Source organism: Accumulibacter sp., from assembly GCF_016789985.1.
Lineage (GTDB): Bacteria > Pseudomonadota > Gammaproteobacteria > Burkholderiales > Rhodocyclaceae > Accumulibacter.
Genome location: NZ_JAEUOL010000271.1, coordinates 1 through 20,804, shown reverse-complemented (window position 1 = coordinate 20,804; position 20,804 = coordinate 1). Strand labels below are relative to the sequence as shown.

The following is a 20,804-nucleotide window of genomic DNA, read 5'->3' as shown; positions in this document are numbered from 1 at the left end:
CCATGCGATCGCCGAGGCATCCGTGTGCTTGCCCGAGGGCAGGTCAAACCGCGCGACTTGGGCTGCCAAGCGCGTCAGGGTTCGACCAAGCCCTGTCGGATAGACAGGCGTGCCATTTCTGCGGGGCTGGAAACGCCCAGCTTGGCCCTGATCTGGGTGAAATGGTTGCTCACGGTTTTGCTGCTCAGATGCAGGATGCGCGCGCACTCCGGCAGGGTGTGGCCCTCGCTGAACAGCTTGAGAACCTGGAATTCGCGCTGCGTCAGCCGGTTGATCTGGCCGCTACCCACCGGGCGGTGGCGGTCGAGCAGGACGCGCGAGTCATGCACGCTATACACCAGAATTGCCGCTTGCGCGGTCGAGCGCCCGAATGCACCCGAATGCGCCGGATTGCCTCGATGCCGCCGAAGCCTTCCATGCTCAGATCCATGACCAAGACGTCCGGCCGATTGTTGCGGTACTCGGCGTAGGTCGCCTCACCGTTTGCCACGTCCAGCAGCACCTGCAGACCGGAGTTCGAATCGATCAGACTTCGCAGGCCGGCCCGCAGTGCCGGATGGTCGTCTACCACCATGACCGGGACCGGCCTCTCCTGCATGCCACGGACGCCCATTCGCCATTACCCCCGAGTCTTGCCGAAGCGGTCGACGTCCCGCACGAAAACCGCAAAATCCGCCGCCGCCAACGGCTGGCCAAACAAATAGCCCTGCGCCTGATCGCAGCCCCTGGCGCACAGGAAAGCAAGCTGTGCCTCGTTCTCGACTCCCTCGGCGATGATCTGCAGGCCAAGATTGTGTGCCAGACTGATCGTTGCCGCGACGATCGCTTCGTCGTCCGGATCGACCGCGAGGCCGGCGACGAATGAGCGATCGATCTTGAGCTTGTCTACCCGGAAGCGCTTCAGGTAACTCATCGACGAGTAACCGGTACCGAAATCGTCGATCGAGATGCGGACACCCAGGGCACGCAGCTTGTCCAGCGTGGCAATTGCTGCCAGTGGCTGATCCATTGCGATGCTCTCAGTCAGTTCGAGCTCAAGGAAGCATGCCGGCACCCCCTCTTGAGCGATGATCTGCGCCACCGATTCGGTCAGATTGGCCTGCCGGAACTGTACCGCCGAGAGATTGACCGCGACGCTGATCGGCGGCAGACCGGCGCGCTGCCATATGCGCAGTTGACGGACCGCGGCACGCAATACCCATTCGCCGATCGGCAGGATGAGCCCGCACTCCTCCGCGATCGGCACGAACTCAGCCGGTGAAACCATGCCCAGTTCGGGATGCCGCCAGCGCAGCAGGGCCTCGGCGCCGACCAGTCGGCGATCGGCCAGCGCGAACTGTGGCTGGAAATGCAAACGCAACTGGCCGTGTTGGAGCGCGCGCCGCAGATCATTTTCGATCTGCAGGGTGCGCGCCGAACGCTCCTGCATCTCGGCAGTGAAGAAACAGTAGGCATTGCGCCCGTTCTGTTTGGCGCGGTACATCGCGGTATCGGCACACATCGAGAGACTCTCGAAGCTGTCGCCGTCGGTCGGGTACATGGCGATGCCGGCCGACATGGTGCAGGTCAGTTCGTGCTGCTCGATGCGATAGGCCGGCACCGTGACTTCCAGCAACTTGGCCGCGACGTGCGCCGCACCGTCGGCGTCGGTGTTGGGCAGGACGACGATGAACTCGTCACCGCCCAGTCGAGCAACCGTATCTTCATCGCGTACGGTGCTCTTCAGTCGCCGCGCCACCTGAACCAGCAGTTCGTCGCCCACCCGGTGTCCCAGCGAATCATTGACATTCTTGAAACGGTCGAGATCCAGGAAGATCAGCGCCAGTGATTCGCGACCACGGTGCGCACGGGCGAGATCATGCCTGACCCGCTCGTCGAGCAGGCTGCGATTGGGCAGCGCGGTCAGCGGATCAAAATGGGCCAGACGCTGAATGCTGGCTTCCGCCTCCTTGTGCTGGGTGATGTCGATGAAGGTTCCGATGTAATGGGTCGTCACACCATCCCGCTCGACCCGGCTGATCGACAGCCATTCCGGATACACGCTGCCGTCCTTGCGCCGGTTCCAGATCTCGCCCTGCCACTGCCCCTGCGCCTTGATCGTCTGCCACATGTGGCGGAAGAAGGCGGCTTCGTGCCGACCCGAGGCAAGCATGCTGGGATTCTGACCGAGCGCATCCTCTTCACCATAACCGGTGATCCGGGTAAACGCCTGGTTGATCATGACGATCCGGCAAGCGCCATCGGTAATCGCGATGCCTTCGCCACCCTGCTCGAAAACCTTGGCGGCGAGACCGAGCTGTGCCGTTGCGAGCTTCTGCGCGCTGATGTCGACGACCGTACCCAGATACCCGCCGAGCACGCCCTGCTGATCACGCATCACGGTCACCGCCAGACGAACGGTGATGCGCCGTCCATCCTTGCGCAGGCAGGTCGTTTCCCGCTCGTCGGCTTCGCCACTGATGCGCGCCCTGATGACCAGGGCATCGAAACCGCTGGCCACCCGGATACCCAGTGCGACGCTTAACGTCTCGGCCAGCGCCGCCACTTCGTCGGGATCGTGAAAGATGACCGGCGTCACCTGACCGATCACCTCGTCTGCGCGGTAGCCAAAGATCGTCTCGGCCCCCGGGTTGAATACCGTGATCAGGCCTGCCGGATCGGTCGCCACGATGCCGCAGGCGGCACTGGCAAGGACCAAAGCCTTCAGGGCTTCACTTTCCCGCAACGCCTGTTCGGCCTGCCGGCGCTCGGCGAGCAGTGCGGTGTTTTCCAGAGCCACCGCAGCGCTCGCCGCCAGACCCTGCAGCAGACGCACATCGACCTCGTCAAATCCGCCGGGCTTGTCGTGGATTTCGAAGCAACCGAGCAAATCGCCGTGGCGGCCAATGATCGGCATGTCGAGCAGGCTGTCGAAACCGATCGCCCGCCGGACCTCCTCAATCACATACGGGTCGCTCCCGGCGTCGTTGGTGAGATATGCAGCCCTGGTTCGCAGAACCTGTCCCGGCACCCCATATCCCGCCGGGAAAGAGTGGGCGACCGGCAGCCACTGGCCAGCCCGGTGGTACTCGCTGAACACCATCTCCCCTCCGCAAAGGCGCGCGGCAGCGCCACTGGCAGCCCCGGTGATCTTCAGTGCGGCAACCACGAGCTGGCGCAGGATGACCGGAATGTCGAGCTCGCTGTTGATCTCCTGACTGGCACCGGACATCAGCGCAAGTTGCTCGTTGCGCCGCAGCAGCGCCGTCTCCGCCTGCTTGCGTTCGCTGATGTTCATTGCCGTACCAACCGCCAGGAGCGCGCGCCCTGAAGGATCGCGCTGGGCGACGCGCCCGCGCGTCAACAACCAGACGCACTCGCCGTTACGGTTGACAATCTGATGCTCGAAACTGAAGACCTGATCGCCGGGCTCCATCGCCACCTGGAAGCGCCGGACAAGCGCCGCCCGATGGTCGGGATGCACCAGTTCCATCAGTGCACTCGAACTCGCCGGATCTTCGCCATGGTCCAGTCGCAACAGTTGCAGCATGCTTGCATCGTAGTGAATGCGATCTTCTACCAGATCGAGCTCCCAGAAGACCAGTTGGGTTGCCTCGATCGCCATGCGCAGGCGAGCTTCGGCGCGCTTGCGTTCGCTGATGTCGCGCGACAGGACGATGAAGCGTGGCGCATCACCCGGCTTGCCGGACTTGCGGGCGACCGACAGCTCGAACCAGAAGTTGCCGCGCGGGAGCTGCAGTTCAAACTGCTGGCCAGCCGAGTGACCGCTCTCCGCGGCCTCCTGCAGGGCAACCAGACAAGTGGCCGCTGCCGCCGGCGGAAGGACATCGGTCACCCGTTTGCCGAGCAGCACAGCAGCCGGAGCGGCCAGCAGGTCGGTACGCGGCGAACGGCATTCATGGTAAGTGCCATCGAGCGCCAGCTCGAACATCGGATCGGGTACCGTGTCGAGTGTCGCCTCAAGCTTTGCCGTGCGTTGCCGGACAACCCGTCGCAAGGTGATTACCCAGATCAGGAGCAGACCACCAAGCAGCGCGCCGAGCAGAAGCGCATAACCCAGATAACGGGCCGTAGGCGAGAGGACAAAAGGAATGCCCATCCATTTCTGCCGCAGGCCGTGCTCCTCGTCTGCAGAGATGCTGGCAAAACCCCGCTGCAGCAGGGCCAGCGTCGCCGCATCACCCTTGTGGACCGCCCGGTGAAACTCGCCGGTATACAGCGTGAAGGCCTTGTTGAAGACTTGCTCGGCATGGTAGCGGTAAAGCAGATAGTTGGCCGGCGGTTCGTCAAGACAGAACACCCGAACCTTGCCGTCAATCGCCCCGTGGACCAGCTCTTCGTAACTGGCAAAAAGCTCGACATTGCTGATGCCCGCACTGGCAAGTGTCTCGATGCAGGCATCGCCGGCCTTGGTGCCAACAAGAAAACCGCGCAGGGTGGACAGATCGACAATCCCGCCGACCCGGGAATGAGTGTAGATTGCCACCGGAACCGGTTCATAGGGTGGTGAGAAGTCGAGCGTCCGTTGGCGCTCGGGAGTCCTGAAGACAGTGTCGATCACCTCAGCCCGCCGGCTGGCCATGCGCTGCTGTGCCGTTGCCCAGTCGCTGGCCAGCAGATCGACCTTGACACCGGTCTTGCTCTCCCACAAGCGCCAGAGATCGACCAGATAACCGGTCAGCGTGCCGCTGGCATCACGAAACACGTAGGGCGGGTAATTGTCGTCGATCACCACCCGGAGCCGCTCCGGCGCTTGTGCCGCAGTCGCCGGGGCCGCAGCGACACAAGCCGGCGGCTGCAGCCAGGCGAACAGCAGGGACAGCAGGCAGCACGTACGCAGGAAGTGCATCAATGACAATCATCAGGACGATCAATGGCCGATGATAGTCGATCAGCCACGCACTTCACAGGTGCGAACACCGCGCAGCTTCGCCGACCTGCCGACCGCCAGATGACCGAACCGCCGATCCCCGGACAGGCTTCAGCCGCCGACCGGCCGCCGGTCGGCCAGGGCCAGCCAGCCGCGGATGACGCGGTAGGCCACCCAAACCCCGAGAATGACGATCAGCACCCAGGCGATCGGTATGCCGACAATCGTGATGATCAGCAGGCCATAGACCAGCAACCACAGCAGGGTGAACCAGAAGGTCCGGATCTGCCAGCGATAGTGGCTGTCGAGCCAGCTGCCGATCACCTCGCCGCGCTTCAGATAGTTGAGCACCACGGCGATCAGCGACGGCACGCCGAAAACAAAGGCACCGGCCACGCTGGCCGCGCCGGTCACCCCGACCACCACGGCCAGCGCGTGCAGCCCGTAGATGACGTGGCACCAGGCACGCGCCCCTTCCAGGTCCGACCGAGGCATCGATTCTTGGCTCATCCTTATTCTCCAGAGTCAGGGGCTGGGCACCGCCAGCCGGCTACAGCCCGCCGCCGGGCCAACCGAGCGGTGTTCACAGGCCCAGATCAGTCCACAGCACATCGATCCGTTGCTTCACCGCCGGGTCCATGACGATCGGCCGGCCCCACTCGCGGCTGGTCTCGCCGGGCCACTTGTTGGTCGCATCGATCCCCATCTTGCTGCCCAGACCGGCCACCGGGCTGGCAAAATCAAGATAGTCGATCGGCGTCTGCTCGGCAATCAGCGTGTCGCGCGCCGCATCGACCCGCGTGGTCATCGCCCAGATCACTTCCTTCCAGTCGCGGACGTTGACGTCGTCGTCAACCACCACGATGAACTTGGTGTACATGAACTGGCGCAGGAAACTCCAGATGCCGAACATCACACGCTTGGCATGGCCCGGGTACTGCTTGCGGATGCTGACCGTCGCCAGGCGGTAGGAACAGCCCTCCGGCGGCAGGTAGAAATCGACGATCTCGGGAAACTGCTTCTGCAACAGCGGCACGAAGACTTCGTTCAGTGCGACGCCGAGCATTGCCGGCTCATCGGGCGGTTTGCCGGTGTAGGTGCTGTGGTAGATCGGTTGCCGACGCATCGTCAGGCGCTCGATGGTGAAGACCGGAAAGCGGGCCTGCTCGTTATAGTAGCCGGTATGGTCACCGTAGGGCCCTTCGAGCGCGCTTTCCTGTGGATCGATGCAGCCTTCGAGAACCACCTCGGCCGAAGCCGGCACCTGCAGATCGGAACCCAGACATTTCACCACTTCGCTCTTGGCACCGCGCAGCAGACCGGCAAACTGATACTCCGAGAGACTGTCAGGCACCGGTGTCACGGCAGCGAGAATGGTCGCCGGATCCGCCCCCAACGCCACTGCCAGCGGGAAAGGCTGGCCAGGATGCTGCAGGCAGTGCTCACGAAAATCGAGCGCGCCACCGCGGTGCGCGAGCCAGCGCATGATCACCTTGTTCCGACCGAGCACCTGTTGTCGATAGATGCCGAGATTCTGGCGCGTCTTGTGCGGTCCGCGCGTCACCGTCAGCCCCCAGGTGATCAGTGGAGCCGCGTCGCCCGGCCAGCAGAACTGGATCGGCAGACGCGCCAGATCGACCTCGGCACCCTCCCGGACCACTTCCTGGCAGGGTGCCGAGGAACGCACGCGCGGCGCCATGTTGAGCACCTGCCGGAGCACCGGCAGTTTGTCCCAGGCATCCTTGAGCCCTTTCGGTGGTTCGGGTTCCTTGAGATAGGCGAGCAGCTTGCCGACCTCGCGCAGGGCGACTACCGACTCCTGCCCCATGCCCAGCGCCACCCGCCGCGGCGTTCCGAACAGATTGGCCAGCACCGGAATGGCGTGCCCGCGCGGGTTCTCGAAGAGCAACGCCGGCCCGCCGGCGCGCAGCACGCGATCGCAGATCTCGGTCATCTCCAGGCGCGGATCGATCTCGACGCTGATCCGCCTGAGCTCGCCCAAGCCCTCCAGTTGCACGATGAAATCGCGCAGGTCATGATACTTCATCGGCTGCGCATCTCCGGCTACTGACGAGTGCGATAGGAATAGTGGCAGGCGACGCAGGCCGAGGTCAGCGAGGGCAGCGCAGCGATCGTCTTCTCCCGATCACCGCTTGCCGCGATGCGCGCAAAATCGCTCGCCGCCTTGTGGCCATCCATGCCGATCGCGTGCATCGCCACTGGCATGTGCGGTCCGGGACGGGCGTCGAAAGGCTGGCCGCGGTGCTTGCCCATGGCCGAAACGCCAAGTTCCCGCTCCGCGATCTCGCCAGCTTCCTTGAGTTTTCCGGCCGCCACCAGGCCGAGAATCTCGTTCAGGGCGAGCAGGCTGGCGCGCATCTCGGCGCGCAGATTGACCTCTGCCGCAAGCGGCATCGGCACCAGATGGCGGGTGTCTTCGGTCGCCTGCAGGGCGCTCGAGAGCAGCGCCAGGGCGCCGAACAGGCAAGTCTTCATCCGTTGATTCCTCCGGTGGCAAGATAATCGAGGGCAATGCCGGCGAAAACGCTGGCACCCAGCCAGTTGTTGTGCCGGAAGGCCTTGAAGCAGCGCTGCGGGTCGCGTTCGCGGATCAGCGTGTAATGATAGCCGGCGATGCCGGCAGCAACCGCCAGCCCGCCGTAGAACCAGGCGCCAAGGCCGGACTGCTGCCCGATCACGCCGATCAGGCCAAGCGCCAGTGCGTAACAGAGCATCACCACCGCCACATCGGCCCGGCCAAAGGTGATCGCCGAAGTCCGGATGCCGATCTTCAGATCGTCGGCCCGATCGACCATCGCGTATTCGGTATCGTAGGCAATCGCCCAGCAGACATTGGCCAGCAGCAGCCACCAGGCCTCCGCCGGCACGCGGCCGAGCTGGGCAGCGTAGGCCAGTGGAATGCCGAAGCCGAAGGCAACACCGAGATAGGCTTGCGGAATCGCCAGAAAACGCTTGGTAAAAGGATAGCTCGCAGCAAGGAACAGCGCCGCCGCGCAAAGACCGACCATCAGCCAGCTGCGCAGCGGCAGCACCAGCACGAAGGCACAGCCGACGAGGGCAGCAAACAGCAGCAAGGCCTCCCTGACCGAGACCCGGCCGGCGGCCAGCGGCCGATCGCGGGTGCGCGCCACATGCGGATCGAAGTTGCGGTCGGCGAGATCGTTGATCACGCAACCGGCCGAGCGCATCAGCACCGTCCCGAGCACGAAGATCCACACCACCAACCAGTCCGGCCGGCCCAGCGCCGACAGCCACAGGCCCCAAAGTGTCGGCCAGAGCAGGAGCAGGATGCCGATCGGCTTGTCGAGGCGCATCAATCGTTCATAGAGGTCGATCCGTTCGCGCAGTCTCTCACCCGTAGTTCCCATGGGCTTCATTCTAGCGCCAGTCACCCCGCAACCCGGTGACGATCTCCTGCAGATGCTCCGGCGTCGCCGCCTCCGGCGCCACCGGCCTGCCCACGGTCAGCGCGATCTTCGAGAACAGGCCACGGCGCAGCGGTTTGCTCATTGCCGGCCCGTCCTTGCGGCTGAAAAAGCTGCCCCACAGGCCCTGCAGCGCCAGCGGAATCACCGGCACCGGCGTCCGCTCGACGATGCGCTGTACCCCAGGCCGGAAGGGGTAGAGTTCGCCGTTGTCGGTGATCCGTCCCTCGGGGAAGATGGCCACCAGTTCGCCCGCCCCGAGGGCTCGCGCCACCTCCTCGAACGCCGCCTCCAGCATCGCCGCATCCTCTCGGGCCGGCGCAATCGGGATCGCATGCATGTGGCGAAAGATGAAGCCGATCAACGGTGTGCGGTAGATCCGGTAATCCATGACGAAACGGATCGGCCGACGGCTGGCGGCGGCGATCACCAGCGGATCGACGAAACTGACGTGGTTGCAGATCAGTACCGCCGGCCCCTCCTCAGGAATGTTTGCCGCCCCCTGCTGGCGCAGGCGGTAAATCGAGTGGATCAGCAGCCAGGCGATGAAGCGCAGCATGAACTCGGGCACCAGACTGTAGATGTAGACCGCGACCGCCGCATTGCACACCGCCGCGACACCGAACAGGGCGGGGATCGACAGGCCGTCGCCGAGCAGACCGGCGGCTGCCAGCGACCCGACAACCATGAACAGTGCCTTGAGGATGTTGTTGGCGGCGATGATGCGCGCCCGCATTTCGGGCGCGCTGCGCAGTTGAATCAGGGCGTAGAGCGGCACGATGAAGAAACCGCCGAACAGCCCGAGTGCGAAGAGATCGAACAGCACCCGCCAGGTCTCGTGCAGGGCGAGCAGGCCGCCCAGCGACAGCGGTACCCCGGCAGGCAGCCGGGTGGGCGAGGCAAAGGCCAGGTCGATGCCGAACAACGTCAGACCGATCGAACCGAAAGGCACCAGACCGATCTCGACATGACCCGCCGAAAGCCGCTCGCAAAGCAGCGAACCCAGCCCGATGCCGATCGTAAACACCGCCAGCAGAAGCGTCACCGAGGTTTCGCTTCCCCCCAGCACGTCCTTGGCGTAGGCCGGAAACTGTGCGAGAAAGAGTGCTCCGTAGAGCCAGAACCAGGAGATGCCGAGAATCGACAGGAAGACCGTACGGTTCTCGCGCGCAAAACCAATGTTACGCCAGGTTTCGGACAACGGATTGAGACTGACCTGCAGTTCCGGCGCCGGCGGTGGAGCCGTCGGAATGCCGCGGCTGCACAGGTAGCCCAGCAGTGCGACGACCAGGCCGGCATAAGCCACCCAGACGGGATGATCGGCTGCGCCGGCAAGCAGACCACCGGCCAGTGTGCCGACCAGGATGGCGACGAAGGTGCCGGCCTCGACCAGCGCATTGCCGCCGACCAGCTCATCCTCGCGCAGGTGCTGCGGCAGGATCGCATACTTGACCGGACCGAACAGCGTCGAATGGAGTCCGAGCAGAAACAGCGCGCTGAGCAGGACCGACAGGCTGTGCAGCGAGAAGCCGACCAGTGCGACGGCCATGATGAGGATTTCGAGCAGCTTCACCAGGCGAGCCAGCTTTGCCTTGTCGTACTTGTCGGCCAGTTGTCCGGCGGTCGCCGAGAACAGGAAGAACGGCAGGATGAAGATGCCTGCCGCGAGATTGGTCAGGACGCCCGGCGCGATGGCCGTCCACTTCGCGGCCTGGAAGGTGAGCAGCACGATCAGCGCATTCTTGAACAGGTTGTCGTTGAAGGCACCAAGGAACTGTGTCCCGAAAAAGGGTGCGAAGCGACGGACCTTGAGCAGACCAAACTGGGAACTCATGCATTCTTCCTTTCAAAGAAGCTTCGGGTCTCGAAGATCGCCGGGGGAAAGCGATGCCCGCGCCACGCCAGGTGCCGCTTGAGTACGAAATCGAAGAGCAGCGGATTATGCTGCCGGATCGCCTCGAGCAGTGGCACTGCCGTCGGTGCCAGCATGCCGTGCGCGGCAAACTCGTCGGGCAGGATCAGCGGCACGATTCCCGGCAGCGGGTAATCGGAGCCGTTGAGCAGGCGCGCCTGCCATTCACCCCGCTCGAGCAGGGTCTGCAGGACCGCGATGCTGCGGTTCCTTTGGGTCAGGGCCGAGATATCGGCATAAAGCAGTTTCTCATAACGCGCTTCGCCCATCATGCGGGAAAACAGAGCGAAGCAGGGAAGCTGCGGACCGTTCGCTCCGCGGTCCAGATCGACGGCCTCGCCGAGCGAGGCACAATGCGCCACCACCACGCGCACACCATGATCGAGCGCGCGCCGCAGCAACAAGGGGTTGCCGAAGGCCTGCCGGTCACTGCCACGCACCGCCTTCTCTTCGCCGGCGTGGCTGATCAGCGGCAGACCATGGGCGGCCAGCGCCGTATAAAAGCGATCGCACTGCGCTGACGACGGATCAATGCCCATCGCCGGCGGCAGCCATTTGACCGCCAGCGCGCCGCCCTCGACCGCGGCGGCAAGCTGCTCGACGCAGTCGGCCCGGTAGGGGTGAATCGATGCCGCCCAGGCAAAGTACTGCGGGTGACGGGCGGCAATCTGCCGAGCATAGGCGTTCGGCGTATAGAATGAAGTGAGCGCGGGGTCGGCCCGCCCGGTCGTATCGTGAAAGCGGTCGAAAGCGAACAACAGCAACCGGGCACCCGGCGCCAGCCCGTCGACCAGATTCTGCATGCGCTCGACGTAACTCTCGTCGACCCGCCCTGGCGCGTCATGCACGCAGCCGGCGTTGAGATAGAACAGGCGTTGTGTGTATTGCAACGGGTGGAAGAGGCTCTCCATCTGTGGATTCACCTCGATGCCGCTACCCGAATCGCCAGTACCCACCAGGTGTACATGACAGTCGAGAAACTGCGCCGGGTCGATCCCGGCCCAGGCCGAGTGGACCAGTCGTTCGATTCCGCCACCCTGTGGCAGCGATGCCCGGCAGTTGTTGAACAGCGCCCCGCGATGTTTGGTGACGACTCCCGAAAGAACGACGCCACCAGCCACCATGCCAGCCACCAGAAAGCTGCGCCGGTGCGGTTTCCTCCCCGCTCCCTGCCCTACCACGCGTGCCATCAGGTGGACTCCTCGACATAGGACAACACATTGCGCAAGGATTGTTCGAGAAACGACTTGTTGATCCAGAAATAGACCTCCTTGCCGAGCTTCTCGGAGAGCAAGACTTCGGCATCGCGCAAGGTCTTCAGATGATGCGACACCGTCGACCGGGCCAGCGTGGACACTTCAGCGATCTGGCCAACATTGAGACGCTCGCCGGGCTCGAAAAGCAGCAGAATTCGCTGTCGGTGCTGATCGCCAAGCGCAGCAAAAACCCTGGACATCGACCGCCACTCCTGCGGCATCATTCGCCCGTAATCACCCCGCATGGCCTGCCCTCGCCCAAGAAGCACCAGGAAAATCCAGAAACATATCGACTAGTGTAGTCATATCGACATTCAAGTCAAGCCAGATCGTGCATCCTGCCCGAGAATGTCAACCGGCTTCATGATCACCGGTGGACATCACGCTTATCGTCCGCCGTTGGCAACGAGGCTGCCTGCCGGGCGGGTCCGATGCAAGGGAGCAGACAATGATCGATGTGCAGTAATTATTCCAGTCGGGAGGTGGCGGTCACCCGGAGAACCGGGGCGTGTCAGCAGCAGATGCAAATTGACACAAGCCAGCGGTTGAAAGTTGATACACCGAGTCGAGAAGATCGGCGGATTTCAGGCACCGGTGATCTCGCATGAGGCCTATGGGGAAATTGAGGTCTTGCGGAAGCATGGATTCAGCCTGCGGCGGATAGCGACGACGGGGGGTTGCGCGGTACACGGTGCGTAGCCACTTGGCTGCGTGCAGGAAGTCGGCATACGAGCGGCCAAAGAAGCGTTTGACGAAGTTACGCCCTTACGAAAAACCTCCGCGTGGCAAGAGGCAGCACATCCGTCATGGCTCCCGGCAAACGTGCCCTACCGGGAGATCGCCGGGCAAGAAGTTGTCGGTTTTTGCCACCACGGCCGGATCAGATGCCACCGATCTTTCCGGCCCCCGTGAAGATTGCCGCGGCCACCAGACGGCCCAGGCGCGTACCGTTTTCCTCGAAGACTCTTCGAACGGACATCGCCGCCGCGGTGCGCAGTGCCGCGCGCGCCAACGTCCGAGCTCGGCTGCGACACCTCCGGGCATGAAGCCGAGTGCTCTGGCGCACGCGTCGATGCCCCGCAACCGGCCGCTGCTGACGGCCGCCGCGATCCTGTCCGGCGCCGTGACAACCGCCCGGGACGATGCTTGGTGCGTTGTTTTCGGCATGCCAGAGGAAGCGATCAAGCGTGGCACGGTCGACCGCTGCTGAACGGCGCACGCACACCATGCAAGTCGGGACTTCGGATGGAAAATGGCCACCCGACTCCCGGGGCGGGCACACCGTGATGCAGTTTGCGTTGCGCGCTCTGGCCTCGCGATTCACCAGGGTCATCAAGGATCAACGGGCCCACCCCACGACCCACAAAGACCACGCGCCGTCGTGCAATCATGAGAACCTCATGCCCACGTCGTCACCCTGCCAAGGGTGCCGCACCGCCGGGTCACGCATCTCGCTCCGGAAACGGCGATATTCCCCGCTATCGTGCATGAGCCGGGTTTTTCTGTATGCTTGAGTGCTCAGGCGATCGCCGAGGCTGGCGCAACGAGGATTGCTCCGCCTGTAGAGACACCAGCGAGGCCGAAATCGGGCACGCAGTGCTCAAGGAACTGTCCTCCGTACCGCGCGGTGATCGAGACCAGTCAGGTGTGTGGCGGCGATTTCCTGACAAGGTAACCGGCGACGCTCGGCAACACTGCGACTGGCCGGCGAGGAGACGTACTCCAGTCGCAGGGCCGGTCCGGCCGATGAAGTTGGCTCACTGACCCGGGCGCTGCGGATTTGAGCACGCTGGTCATGGTTCACCTGGACCACGCGGATGGAAAGGACGCATCACCCGGCGGCCGATTGCCGGCTGGCCCGGCTTGAGCGCAAGCGGTTGGGGGGTGCGGTGAGAGCGATTCGCCGGTACACGATGATCGGCAACAACCGGCGGCCGGCCCGCAAACACCAGCCGCCAGCGTGGCGGACTCACGTGGTAGCCGGCAAGCAGCATCGAAATGGCATCGTCTGCCGGCGACCACGACCGCGCCTGGCATCCCGCGCGCAAAGACGCCGCTTATCTGGAGAACGTATATGAAACTCGCGGAATGGGGAATCAAGACACGCCTGGTCGTGCTCGCGGCGGTTGCCGTACTCGGTCTTGCCCTGCTCGGCGGCGGAGCACTCGACGGGCTGCGCCGCACCATGCTGCAGGACCGGCAGGAAAGAACTCAGCTTCTGGTCGAAACGGCCGGCGGCGTGATTGCCCACTTCCACGACCTCAGCCAGAATGGCGCGCTGAGTGACGAAGAGGCACGCAAGCAGGCCGCCGAGACCCTGCGCCGCATGCGCTACGGCGAAGGGGAGTACTTTTTCGTCCTCGACACGCAGCACAACTTCGTGATGCATCCGGCCAAACCCGCACTGGAAGGAAAAAGCGGCGCCGAGATGCGCGACCCGAACGGCAAGCTGATCATTCAGGAACTGGTACGCACCGCGCTCGGCAATGAGCGCGGCGGCGTGTTTGACTACGCCTTTGCCAAGCCGGGCAGTGACAAGCCGGTTGCCAAGATCAGTTATGCCGCCGCCTTCAAACCCTGGGGATGGGTTTACGGAACCGGCCTCTATCTCGACGATGTGGATCGCGCCTTCCACAGCCAGGCGATCAATTTTCTGCTCATCATCGCGCTGGTCATCGCCTTCCTGGCAATCGTTGCCTGGTTGATCGGCCGCAGCGTACTGCGACAACTGGGCGGCGAGCCAGCCGCTGCCTCGGCCATCGCTCTACGCATCGCGGCCGGCGATCTGGCACAGGCGGTACAAAGCAGGGGCATGATCGGCGGCAGCCTGGTTCATTCGATGGCTCAGATGCAGGATCGTCTGCGCAGCATGATCGCCGAAATCGACCGTCTGGCGGCCACGCTGACCAACCGGGCGAACGAGATTTCCGTGGCGACCGGCGAGATCCGTCGTGCTGCCGAAGAACAGGTGGACTCGACATCAGCCACCGCAGCCTCGATCGAAGAACTGATGGTGAGCATCAACGAGGTGGCACAGAATGCCCGCGCCACCGTTGACAGATCCCATGCCGCAGCCAACTGTGTCGAGCAAAGCCGGGTGCTGCTCAGCGAGTCGGCCAGCGAAATCGAGAAGGTTTCGGCCATCGTCGCGCGTTCGTCGGGACAGATCCAGCAGTTGGCAACCCGCTCGCGGGAAATCGGCGGGATCGCCGGCGTGATCAAGGAGATCGCCGAACAGACCAACCTGCTGGCGCTCAATGCTGCGATCGAGGCGGCGCGCGCCGGCGAACAGGGGCGCGGTTTCGCGGTGGTGGCCGACGAAGTGCGCAAGCTAGCCGAACGGACGAGCAAGGCGACGAGCGAAATCGGCGCGGTGGTTGCCAGCGTGCAGGCGGACACCGAAATGGTGGTCGGTGCGATGGAGGAAGCGGTCCCACAGGTGGCGCGCAGCGTCGAACGGGCACGCGAAGCCGGCAGCATGCTCGACGCCGGCCACCGTCAGGCACTCGAATCGAGCCAGTGCGTGCAGGAAGTGGCAAAGACGACGCGCGAGCAGGCCGCAGTCACCGACGACATCGCGCGACACATACAGAAGATCGCCTCGATGACCGAGGAAACCAGCGCCAGCACGCAGGCCAATGCCGCCGCCGCTGCCGAGCTCAATGGTCTGGCTGGCCAGTTGCGCTCGGCTGTCGCCAGTTTCCGTGTCGGCTGACTGGCTGTCAGGGGCTTGCGGAAGCAGCGACTTCAGGCCTTGAGCAGTTCCTCCCGATTGCCCAGCCAGCGCTGCAGGTGGCGAGTCGCGCGCTCGGGAGCGCTGCGCAGCAACTGCGCCGCCATCGCCTGCGCCAGCTCGACGAGGTCGGCATCGCTTTCGAGATCAGCGTAGCGCAACAGCGGCACGCCCGACTGGCGGCTGCCGACGAACTCGCCAGGACCACGCAGGTGCAGGTCCTGGCGGGCGATCTCGAAACCATCGGTGTACTCGAAGATGATCTTCAGGCGTGCCCGCGCCGTGGCCGACAACGGTGACTGGTAGAGCAGGACGCAGAGCGAATCATGGACGCCACGGCCGACGCGGCCGCGTAGCTGGTGGAGCTGGGCGAGGCCGAAGCGCTCGGCATGTTCGATCACCATCAGGCTGGCGTTGGCGACGTCGACCCCCACTTCGATGACCGTCGTCGCGACCAGCACGTCGATCTCGCCGGCGACAAAGGCGGCCATCACGGCTGCTTTCTGCTCGCCGCGGAGACGACCATGTACCAGGCCGATGCGCAGCCCGGCGAGTTCGGCACTCAGTGCGGCATGGGTGTCGAATGCTGCCTGCAGGTCGAGCTTGGCGGACTCCTCGATCAAGGGGCAGACCCAGTACACCTGGCGTCCCGCAGCGACCACGGCGCGCACCCCGGCGATCACCTCATCGCGCCGTGCATCGGAGAAGAGCCGGGTTCTGACCGGTGAGCGACCCGGCGGCAGCTCGTCGATCAACGAAATGTCCAGATCAGCGTAATAGCTCATCGCCAGGGTGCGCGGAATCGGCGTCGCCGACATCATCAACTGGTGCGGGTTGGCCCCCTTGCGCTGCAGATCGAGCCGCTGGCGGACACCGAAGCGGTGTTGCTCGTCAACGATGACCAGCCCGAGACGGGCGAAGTCCACGTTTTCCTGGATCAGGGCGTGCGTGCCGACGATCAGTTGCGCGGTGGTCGCCGCCTGCTGCTGTTTCGCCCGCCTGAGCTTCCTGCCCAGACTGCCGGCCAGCCACACCATCTCGATTCCCAGCGGTTCGAGCCAGGCCGAGAATTTGAGGAAATGCTGTTCGGCGAGAATCTCGGTCGGTGCCATGAACGCCGCTTGGTACCCGGCCTCGATCGCCTGACAGGCCGCCAGTGCGGCAACGATCGTCTTGCCGCAGCCGACATCGCCCTGCAGCAGACGCTGCATCGGGCTGGACTGATCGAGATCGGCGGCAATTTCGGCCGCCACCCGCCGCTGCGCACGCGTCAGGGCGAAGGGTAGCGAGGCTTCGAGAGTGCGGGTCAGCCTTCCTGCGACGTGCAGGCGCGGCGCCCCGTGACGCCGCCGGGCCAGGTAGACGTGGCGCAAGGAGAGCTGCTGCGCCAGCAACTCGTCGAACTTGATGCGTCGCCAGGCGGGGTGGCTGCGGCTTTGCAGGGCGGCTTCCGGCACCTCCGGCGGCGGTGCATGCAGCAGCATCAGCGCCGTGCCCAGTGTGGGAAAGGCGTGCGCGCTGCACCAGTCGGCGTCGAGCAGTTCGCCGAGATCGGCCTCGCCCAGTTCCTGGGCGATCAGCTTGCGCAGGACGCCCTGGCTGAGGCCAGCCGTGGTCGGATAGACCGGGGTCAGCGACCGCGGCAGCGGTTCATCGCCGGTCAGAACCCGGTAACGCGGGTGGACCATCTCCGCACCCTGCAAGCCTGGACGAATCTCGCCGAAGATGCGCAGCCTGTGCCCTTCGCTGCACGCCGCTTCGAGCGCCCGCTGCTGGCTGGCGTAGAAACTCAGGAAACGCAGCTCGAGCACCCCTCCGCTCGCATCACCGACCCGGACCACCAGTTGTCGTCGCGGCGCCAGTCTGAGCGAAACGGCGAGCACCTGCGCCTCGATCTGTACCGGCACGCCGGGCCGAGCCTGCGCGACTCCAATGACGCGCGTCTCGTCGTCGTAACGCAAGGGAAGATGCAGGATGAGATCTTCGCGTCGTTCCAGACCCAGCTTGCGCAACCGGCTCCGGATGGCCGGCGGCGCCTCGATCGCATTCTGGCCCGGCATCAGCCCCCGAGCACCATGATGGCATCCGCCTCGACCAGCGCGCCGCGCGGCAGCGAAGCCACGCCAACCGCAGCACGGGCCGGGAACGGTTCGGAGAAATAGCAGCCCATGACCTCGTTCACCGTCGTGAAGTGAACCAGGTCGGTGAGGTAGACGTTGAGCTTGACGACATCGGCCAGCGAGCCGCCGGCGGCTTCGGCAACTGCCTTGAGATTGTCGAACACGCGAACGATCTGCGCGTCGATGCCGTCGACCAGCTTCATGCTGGCCGGCTCAAGGCCGATCTGCCCCGAAAGATAGACCGTTGCGCCAACCTTGACCGCTTGCGAATAGGTGCCGATGGCGGCCGGCGCATGCGGTGTCGAAATGATGGTTCTGGTCATGGTACTGTTCTCCACAAGCTGTCGGGTTGAAAGGGGAGATATTAAACCGCAAGCATGGCCGGCACCATCATCGCGAGCAACGGCAATCGCCTTCTCGCGTCTGTTGCATTCATGCAACATCTGTGGTAACCAGTTGAAACATCTCTCCAAGTTCGAGTGTAGAATCATGCGACCGGTGCACGTGGAACTCGCCGTTTCATCGATATGGCCGTCAATATTTTTTCTTGGGGGAGACGCGGAAATGTTGAACAGAAGGACTTTAATGGTTCGCACGATACCGGCGCTGATTGCCGCTTCCTTGTCCGGTTACGCCGGCGCCTCGGGCTTCCAGTTGATGGAGCAGAACGCCAGCGGTCTCGGTGTCGCCTACGCTGGATCGGCGGCGGTGGCGGAAGATGCCAGCACCATCTTCTGGAACCCGGCGGGGATGGCCTATCTGCCGAAAGGAAAAATGCAGGTGGTCGGCGCACTGAATGCCGTCAGGCCTTCGGCCAAGTTCAGCAACGACGGGTCGGTCAACCCGGCGGGGATCTACGGCACCGCCGGCAATGGTGGCGACGCCGGCAGTTGGGCTTATGTCCCGAGCCTGTATTTTGCGATGCCGATCAACGATCAGATCAGCATCGGCCTCGGCATCAATGGTCCCTTCGGTCTGGCGACCGAGTATGACGACGACTGGGTTGGCCGCTTCCGCGCCATCAAGTCGGATGTCAAGACCATGAACATCAACCCGTCGATCTCGTTCAAGCCGAACGAGATGTGGGCTCTGGGCTTCGGGATCAGCGCCCAGAAGCTCGACGGCACCTTCAGCAACAACGTCAACGCCAGCGGTGCCCTGTGTGCCGGGCTCGGCGCTCCGGCCTTGTGCGGCCCGGCGGGCGCCCTGCGTAACCTCGAGGGTTACGGCAAGATCGAAGGCGACGACTGGGGCTGGGGCTACAACCTGGGCGTCATGTTCCAGCCCTCACCGGCCACCCGGGTCGGCCTGTCGTATCGCTCGGCGATCAAGTACAAGGTCACCGGTGACGTGAAGTTCGACCGCCCGACGGTCACCACCCTGCCGCCGGCACTGAACGCCCGCGCCAACGCAGCGCTCGCCGCAGGCCTGTACAACGGCAATGTCGAAGCCGACATCAAACTGCCGGACACGGCCATCCTCAGCGTCTGGCAGCGACTCAGCGACCGCTGGGAGATGATGGGCGACATTTCATGGACCGGCTGGGCAAAGATCCAGGATCTCACCTTCGTGCGCACCGACGGGGCGGCTGACGGCCGCACCCTTTCCAGCACCGAGGAAAACTGGCGCAATACCTGGCGGGTGGCACTGGGCGGTGCCTATCAATTCAATGATCAGTGGAAGTTCCGTGCCGGGGTTGCCTACGACCAGTCTCCGGTACACGACTCGGAGTTCCGCACGCCGCGCCTGCCTGACAACGACCGCACCTGGCTGGCACTCGGCGCGCAATACAAGCCGACCAAGGACTTGGTCCTCGATATCGGTTACAGCTACATCTGGGTCAAGGATTCCTCGATCAGCGACAGTGGTGGCGTAAACGCCACGCAAGCGGCCAACGTGGCGGCCTACGGCTGGCTCAAGGGCAACTACAGCAACAATGTCAACATTCTTGCCGTACAGGGCAGCTACAGCTTTTAGTCGTTCCGGCAACCGCGACGGTGCAGGCCGTCGCGGTTTTTTTTCGCCTGCGGGATCTGCCCTCCCGAGCAGATCCTTGCCCCCTCCCACTTCGGACCTTGCCGGACAGCCCAAAGCGATGGCGACCAACGCACTGATCAGCAACCTCGAAAAACTGCTCGGTGGCCCGCGCGACGGTGCGCTGCTGCGCTACTCGCTGGGCAACGAGCATCTCAAGGCGGGCAACCCCGAACAGGCGGTAGCCCACCTGCGAACAGCCGTCGAACAGGACGCGCGCTACTCGGCTGCCTGGAAGTCGCTCGGCAGGGCACTACACGAAAGCGGCCGCCCGGGCGAAGCGCTCGCGGCGTACGAGCAGGGGATCCTGGTTGCCGAAGCGCGCGGCGACATTCAGGCGGCCCGCGAGATGACCGTATTTGCCCGGCGCCTGCGTCGCCAAATGCCGACCGCCGGCGACTGAAGGACTACTGTTTCGCACCCCTGGCCGGCAAGATCACGGTTTCGACACCGTGCTTCTGCATTTCCCGGCGAGCGGCCTCGGCCTCAACACGGGTCTTGAACGGACCGGCCTGCAGACGCAGCTCGATGCTTGCCGGAATACCCGCCTGCGCCAGCCTGGCCTGCGCTTCTTCGGCGCGCCGCAGGTCGGGCAGCACGGCGGATTGCAGAACAGGCCCCGCCAGCGGTCTGGCTGTGGCGGTGGCCGCTGGTCCACTGGTCGCCGGCGGGATGACCGCCGGCTCGCCGCCCGGCGGGGTGGCGGGCGCCGCCGGCGATGGTTCGATGGCCGCCCCGCTGGCCTGCGGTTCGGCGGTGGTCAGCGGCGGCGCCACGTGCTTCCCGGTCGTCGTTTCAGCGCCGGCCGCGACGATCGCCGGCGCCTCGACTGACGGTGCGACGGCTGGTGCAGCCGGCGCCAGGTCCTTCCTCCGCACCGGAACGGGTTCGGTAAACAGCGTACTCGTGTTGACCGGATCATCGGACGGCAGCAGGGAATCGACCAGCGGCAGCGCGCCCAGCAGGAGCACCAGCAGCAAACCGGCAAGACCGAGGCGCCGACGCAACTGACGTTCGATGACGGCCGACGCGACACCGACCACCGGCGTTTCCTGGTCGCTGCCACCTGGCGGTCTGCCGGTGCGCCGTCGAAAAACCCTCTGACGCTCCGCCCCTGCCCTAAAGGGTGGCACGGCGGTTGCGCGCCAGCGCCACCACCAGATCTGCCTCGGCGCGGGCAATGCCGCAGCGATGCGCAATGGCGGTCGCATCATGGCCCTGCATCGCCATCTGCATCGCATCGTTGTACAGCGGCGAAGCACCCGGTGCCGCCCCTTGCGCCGACGACTGGCGTCGCCAATCCTCGCGCGCGGCGAGCACCTCGGTGCGCAACTCGTCCACCTCGCAGCGCAACTGATAAACCTCGCGTTGCAGGACATCGATCACCGCCTGGCCAGGAAGCTCCGCTGGCGGCTCGTTCCAGGGAAAACCGG

At 64.4% G+C, this 20,804-nt stretch carries 17 protein-coding genes and 1 pseudogene; 4 read left to right on the top strand and 14 right to left on the bottom strand.

Translation table 11 applies throughout. The features are described from left to right. Positions 1-74 precede the first annotated feature (74 nt). The 10 genes from JNK99_RS15320 to JNK99_RS15280 form a co-directional block, all read right to left on the bottom strand. Positions 75-338, bottom strand: a complete 264-nt coding sequence (locus JNK99_RS15320; protein WP_291854569.1) for a helix-turn-helix transcriptional regulator — start codon at positions 336-338, stop codon at positions 75-77. Then, the gene (locus JNK99_RS17720) at positions 263-574 is read right to left on the bottom strand and encodes a response regulator transcription factor (RefSeq protein ID WP_366518771.1); all 312 of its coding nucleotides are present in this window, start codon (positions 572-574) and stop codon (positions 263-265) included. Before JNK99_RS17720 ends, JNK99_RS15320 begins: the two co-directional genes overlap by 76 nt. A gap of 45 nt (positions 575-619) precedes the next feature. Next, positions 620-4,849 (bottom strand): EAL domain-containing protein, encoded by a 4,230-nt coding sequence (locus JNK99_RS15315; protein WP_291854567.1) that lies wholly within the window; start codon positions 4,847-4,849, stop codon positions 620-622. Positions 4,850-4,981: 132 nt separating this feature from the next. Next, the gene (locus JNK99_RS15310) at positions 4,982-5,380 is read right to left on the bottom strand and encodes a hypothetical protein (protein WP_291854565.1); all 399 of its coding nucleotides are present in this window, start codon (positions 5,378-5,380) and stop codon (positions 4,982-4,984) included. A 73-nt stretch (positions 5,381-5,453) separates the two neighbouring features. Then, positions 5,454-6,917: a 4-hydroxy-3-polyprenylbenzoate decarboxylase gene (ubiD, locus tag JNK99_RS15305; RefSeq protein ID WP_291854562.1), complete on the bottom strand. Its 1,464-nt coding sequence runs from the start codon at positions 6,915-6,917 to the stop codon at positions 5,454-5,456. Between the two features lie 17 nt (positions 6,918-6,934). Next, positions 6,935-7,366, bottom strand: coding sequence for a cytochrome C (locus tag JNK99_RS15300; RefSeq protein ID WP_291854557.1), 432 nt, complete (start codon positions 7,364-7,366; stop codon positions 6,935-6,937). Next, positions 7,363-8,259, bottom strand: a complete 897-nt coding sequence (gene ubiA / locus JNK99_RS15295; RefSeq protein ID WP_291854556.1) for a 4-hydroxybenzoate octaprenyltransferase — start codon at positions 8,257-8,259, stop codon at positions 7,363-7,365. Before ubiA ends, JNK99_RS15300 begins: the two co-directional genes overlap by 4 nt. Positions 8,260-8,269: 10 nt before the next feature. Then, entirely contained in the window at positions 8,270-10,150 is a 1,881-nt protein-coding gene (locus JNK99_RS15290) for an MFS transporter (RefSeq protein ID WP_291854554.1), read from the bottom strand. Next, on the bottom strand, positions 10,147-11,418 hold the full coding sequence (locus JNK99_RS15285; protein WP_291854552.1) for an amidohydrolase family protein: 1,272 nt from the start codon (positions 11,416-11,418) through the stop codon (positions 10,147-10,149). Before JNK99_RS15285 ends, JNK99_RS15290 begins: the two co-directional genes overlap by 4 nt. Continuing rightward, positions 11,418-11,729: a metalloregulator ArsR/SmtB family transcription factor gene (locus tag JNK99_RS15280; RefSeq protein ID WP_291854606.1), complete on the bottom strand. Its 312-nt coding sequence runs from the start codon at positions 11,727-11,729 to the stop codon at positions 11,418-11,420. Before JNK99_RS15280 ends, JNK99_RS15285 begins: the two co-directional genes overlap by 1 nt. Before the next feature lie 349 nt (positions 11,730-12,078). Between JNK99_RS15280 and JNK99_RS15275 the strand changes: the two are divergent. Then, positions 12,079-12,333, top strand: a pseudogene (locus JNK99_RS15275) (IS21 family transposase); the annotation flags it as partial. A 1,225-nt stretch (positions 12,334-13,558) separates the two neighbouring features. After that, positions 13,559-15,199, top strand: a complete 1,641-nt coding sequence (locus tag JNK99_RS15265) for a methyl-accepting chemotaxis protein (RefSeq protein WP_291854550.1) — start codon at positions 13,559-13,561, stop codon at positions 15,197-15,199. A 32-nt stretch (positions 15,200-15,231) separates the two neighbouring features. On the opposite strand, the gene recG is transcribed toward JNK99_RS15265, so the two are convergent. Together recG and JNK99_RS15255 are read right to left on the bottom strand one after the other, a co-directional pair. Continuing rightward, positions 15,232-17,277: an ATP-dependent DNA helicase RecG gene (gene recG / locus JNK99_RS15260; protein ID WP_291854548.1), complete on the bottom strand. Its 2,046-nt coding sequence runs from the start codon at positions 17,275-17,277 to the stop codon at positions 15,232-15,234. After that, positions 17,277-17,660: a RidA family protein gene (locus JNK99_RS15255; RefSeq protein WP_291854546.1), complete on the bottom strand. Its 384-nt coding sequence runs from the start codon at positions 17,658-17,660 to the stop codon at positions 17,277-17,279. Before JNK99_RS15255 ends, recG begins: the two co-directional genes overlap by 1 nt. A gap of 262 nt (positions 17,661-17,922) precedes the next feature. On the opposite strand from JNK99_RS15255, the gene JNK99_RS15250 reads away from it, so the two are divergent. Continuing rightward, positions 17,923-19,314, top strand: coding sequence for an outer membrane protein transport protein (locus JNK99_RS15250; RefSeq protein WP_291854544.1), 1,392 nt, complete (start codon positions 17,923-17,925; stop codon positions 19,312-19,314). 118 nt (positions 19,315-19,432) lie between these two features. Beyond that, on the top strand, positions 19,433-19,774 hold the full coding sequence (locus tag JNK99_RS15245) for a tetratricopeptide repeat protein (protein ID WP_291854542.1): 342 nt from the start codon (positions 19,433-19,435) through the stop codon (positions 19,772-19,774). Between the two features lie 4 nt (positions 19,775-19,778). Here JNK99_RS15245 and JNK99_RS15240 read toward each other — a convergent pair whose 3' ends face one another. After that, positions 19,779-20,414, bottom strand: a complete 636-nt coding sequence (locus tag JNK99_RS15240; protein ID WP_291854540.1) for a hypothetical protein — start codon at positions 20,412-20,414, stop codon at positions 19,779-19,781. 76 nt (positions 20,415-20,490) lie between these two features. Further along, positions 20,491-20,804: DUF2802 domain-containing protein (locus tag JNK99_RS15235; protein WP_291854538.1), on the bottom strand; the 314-nt coding region annotated here is incomplete at its 5' end.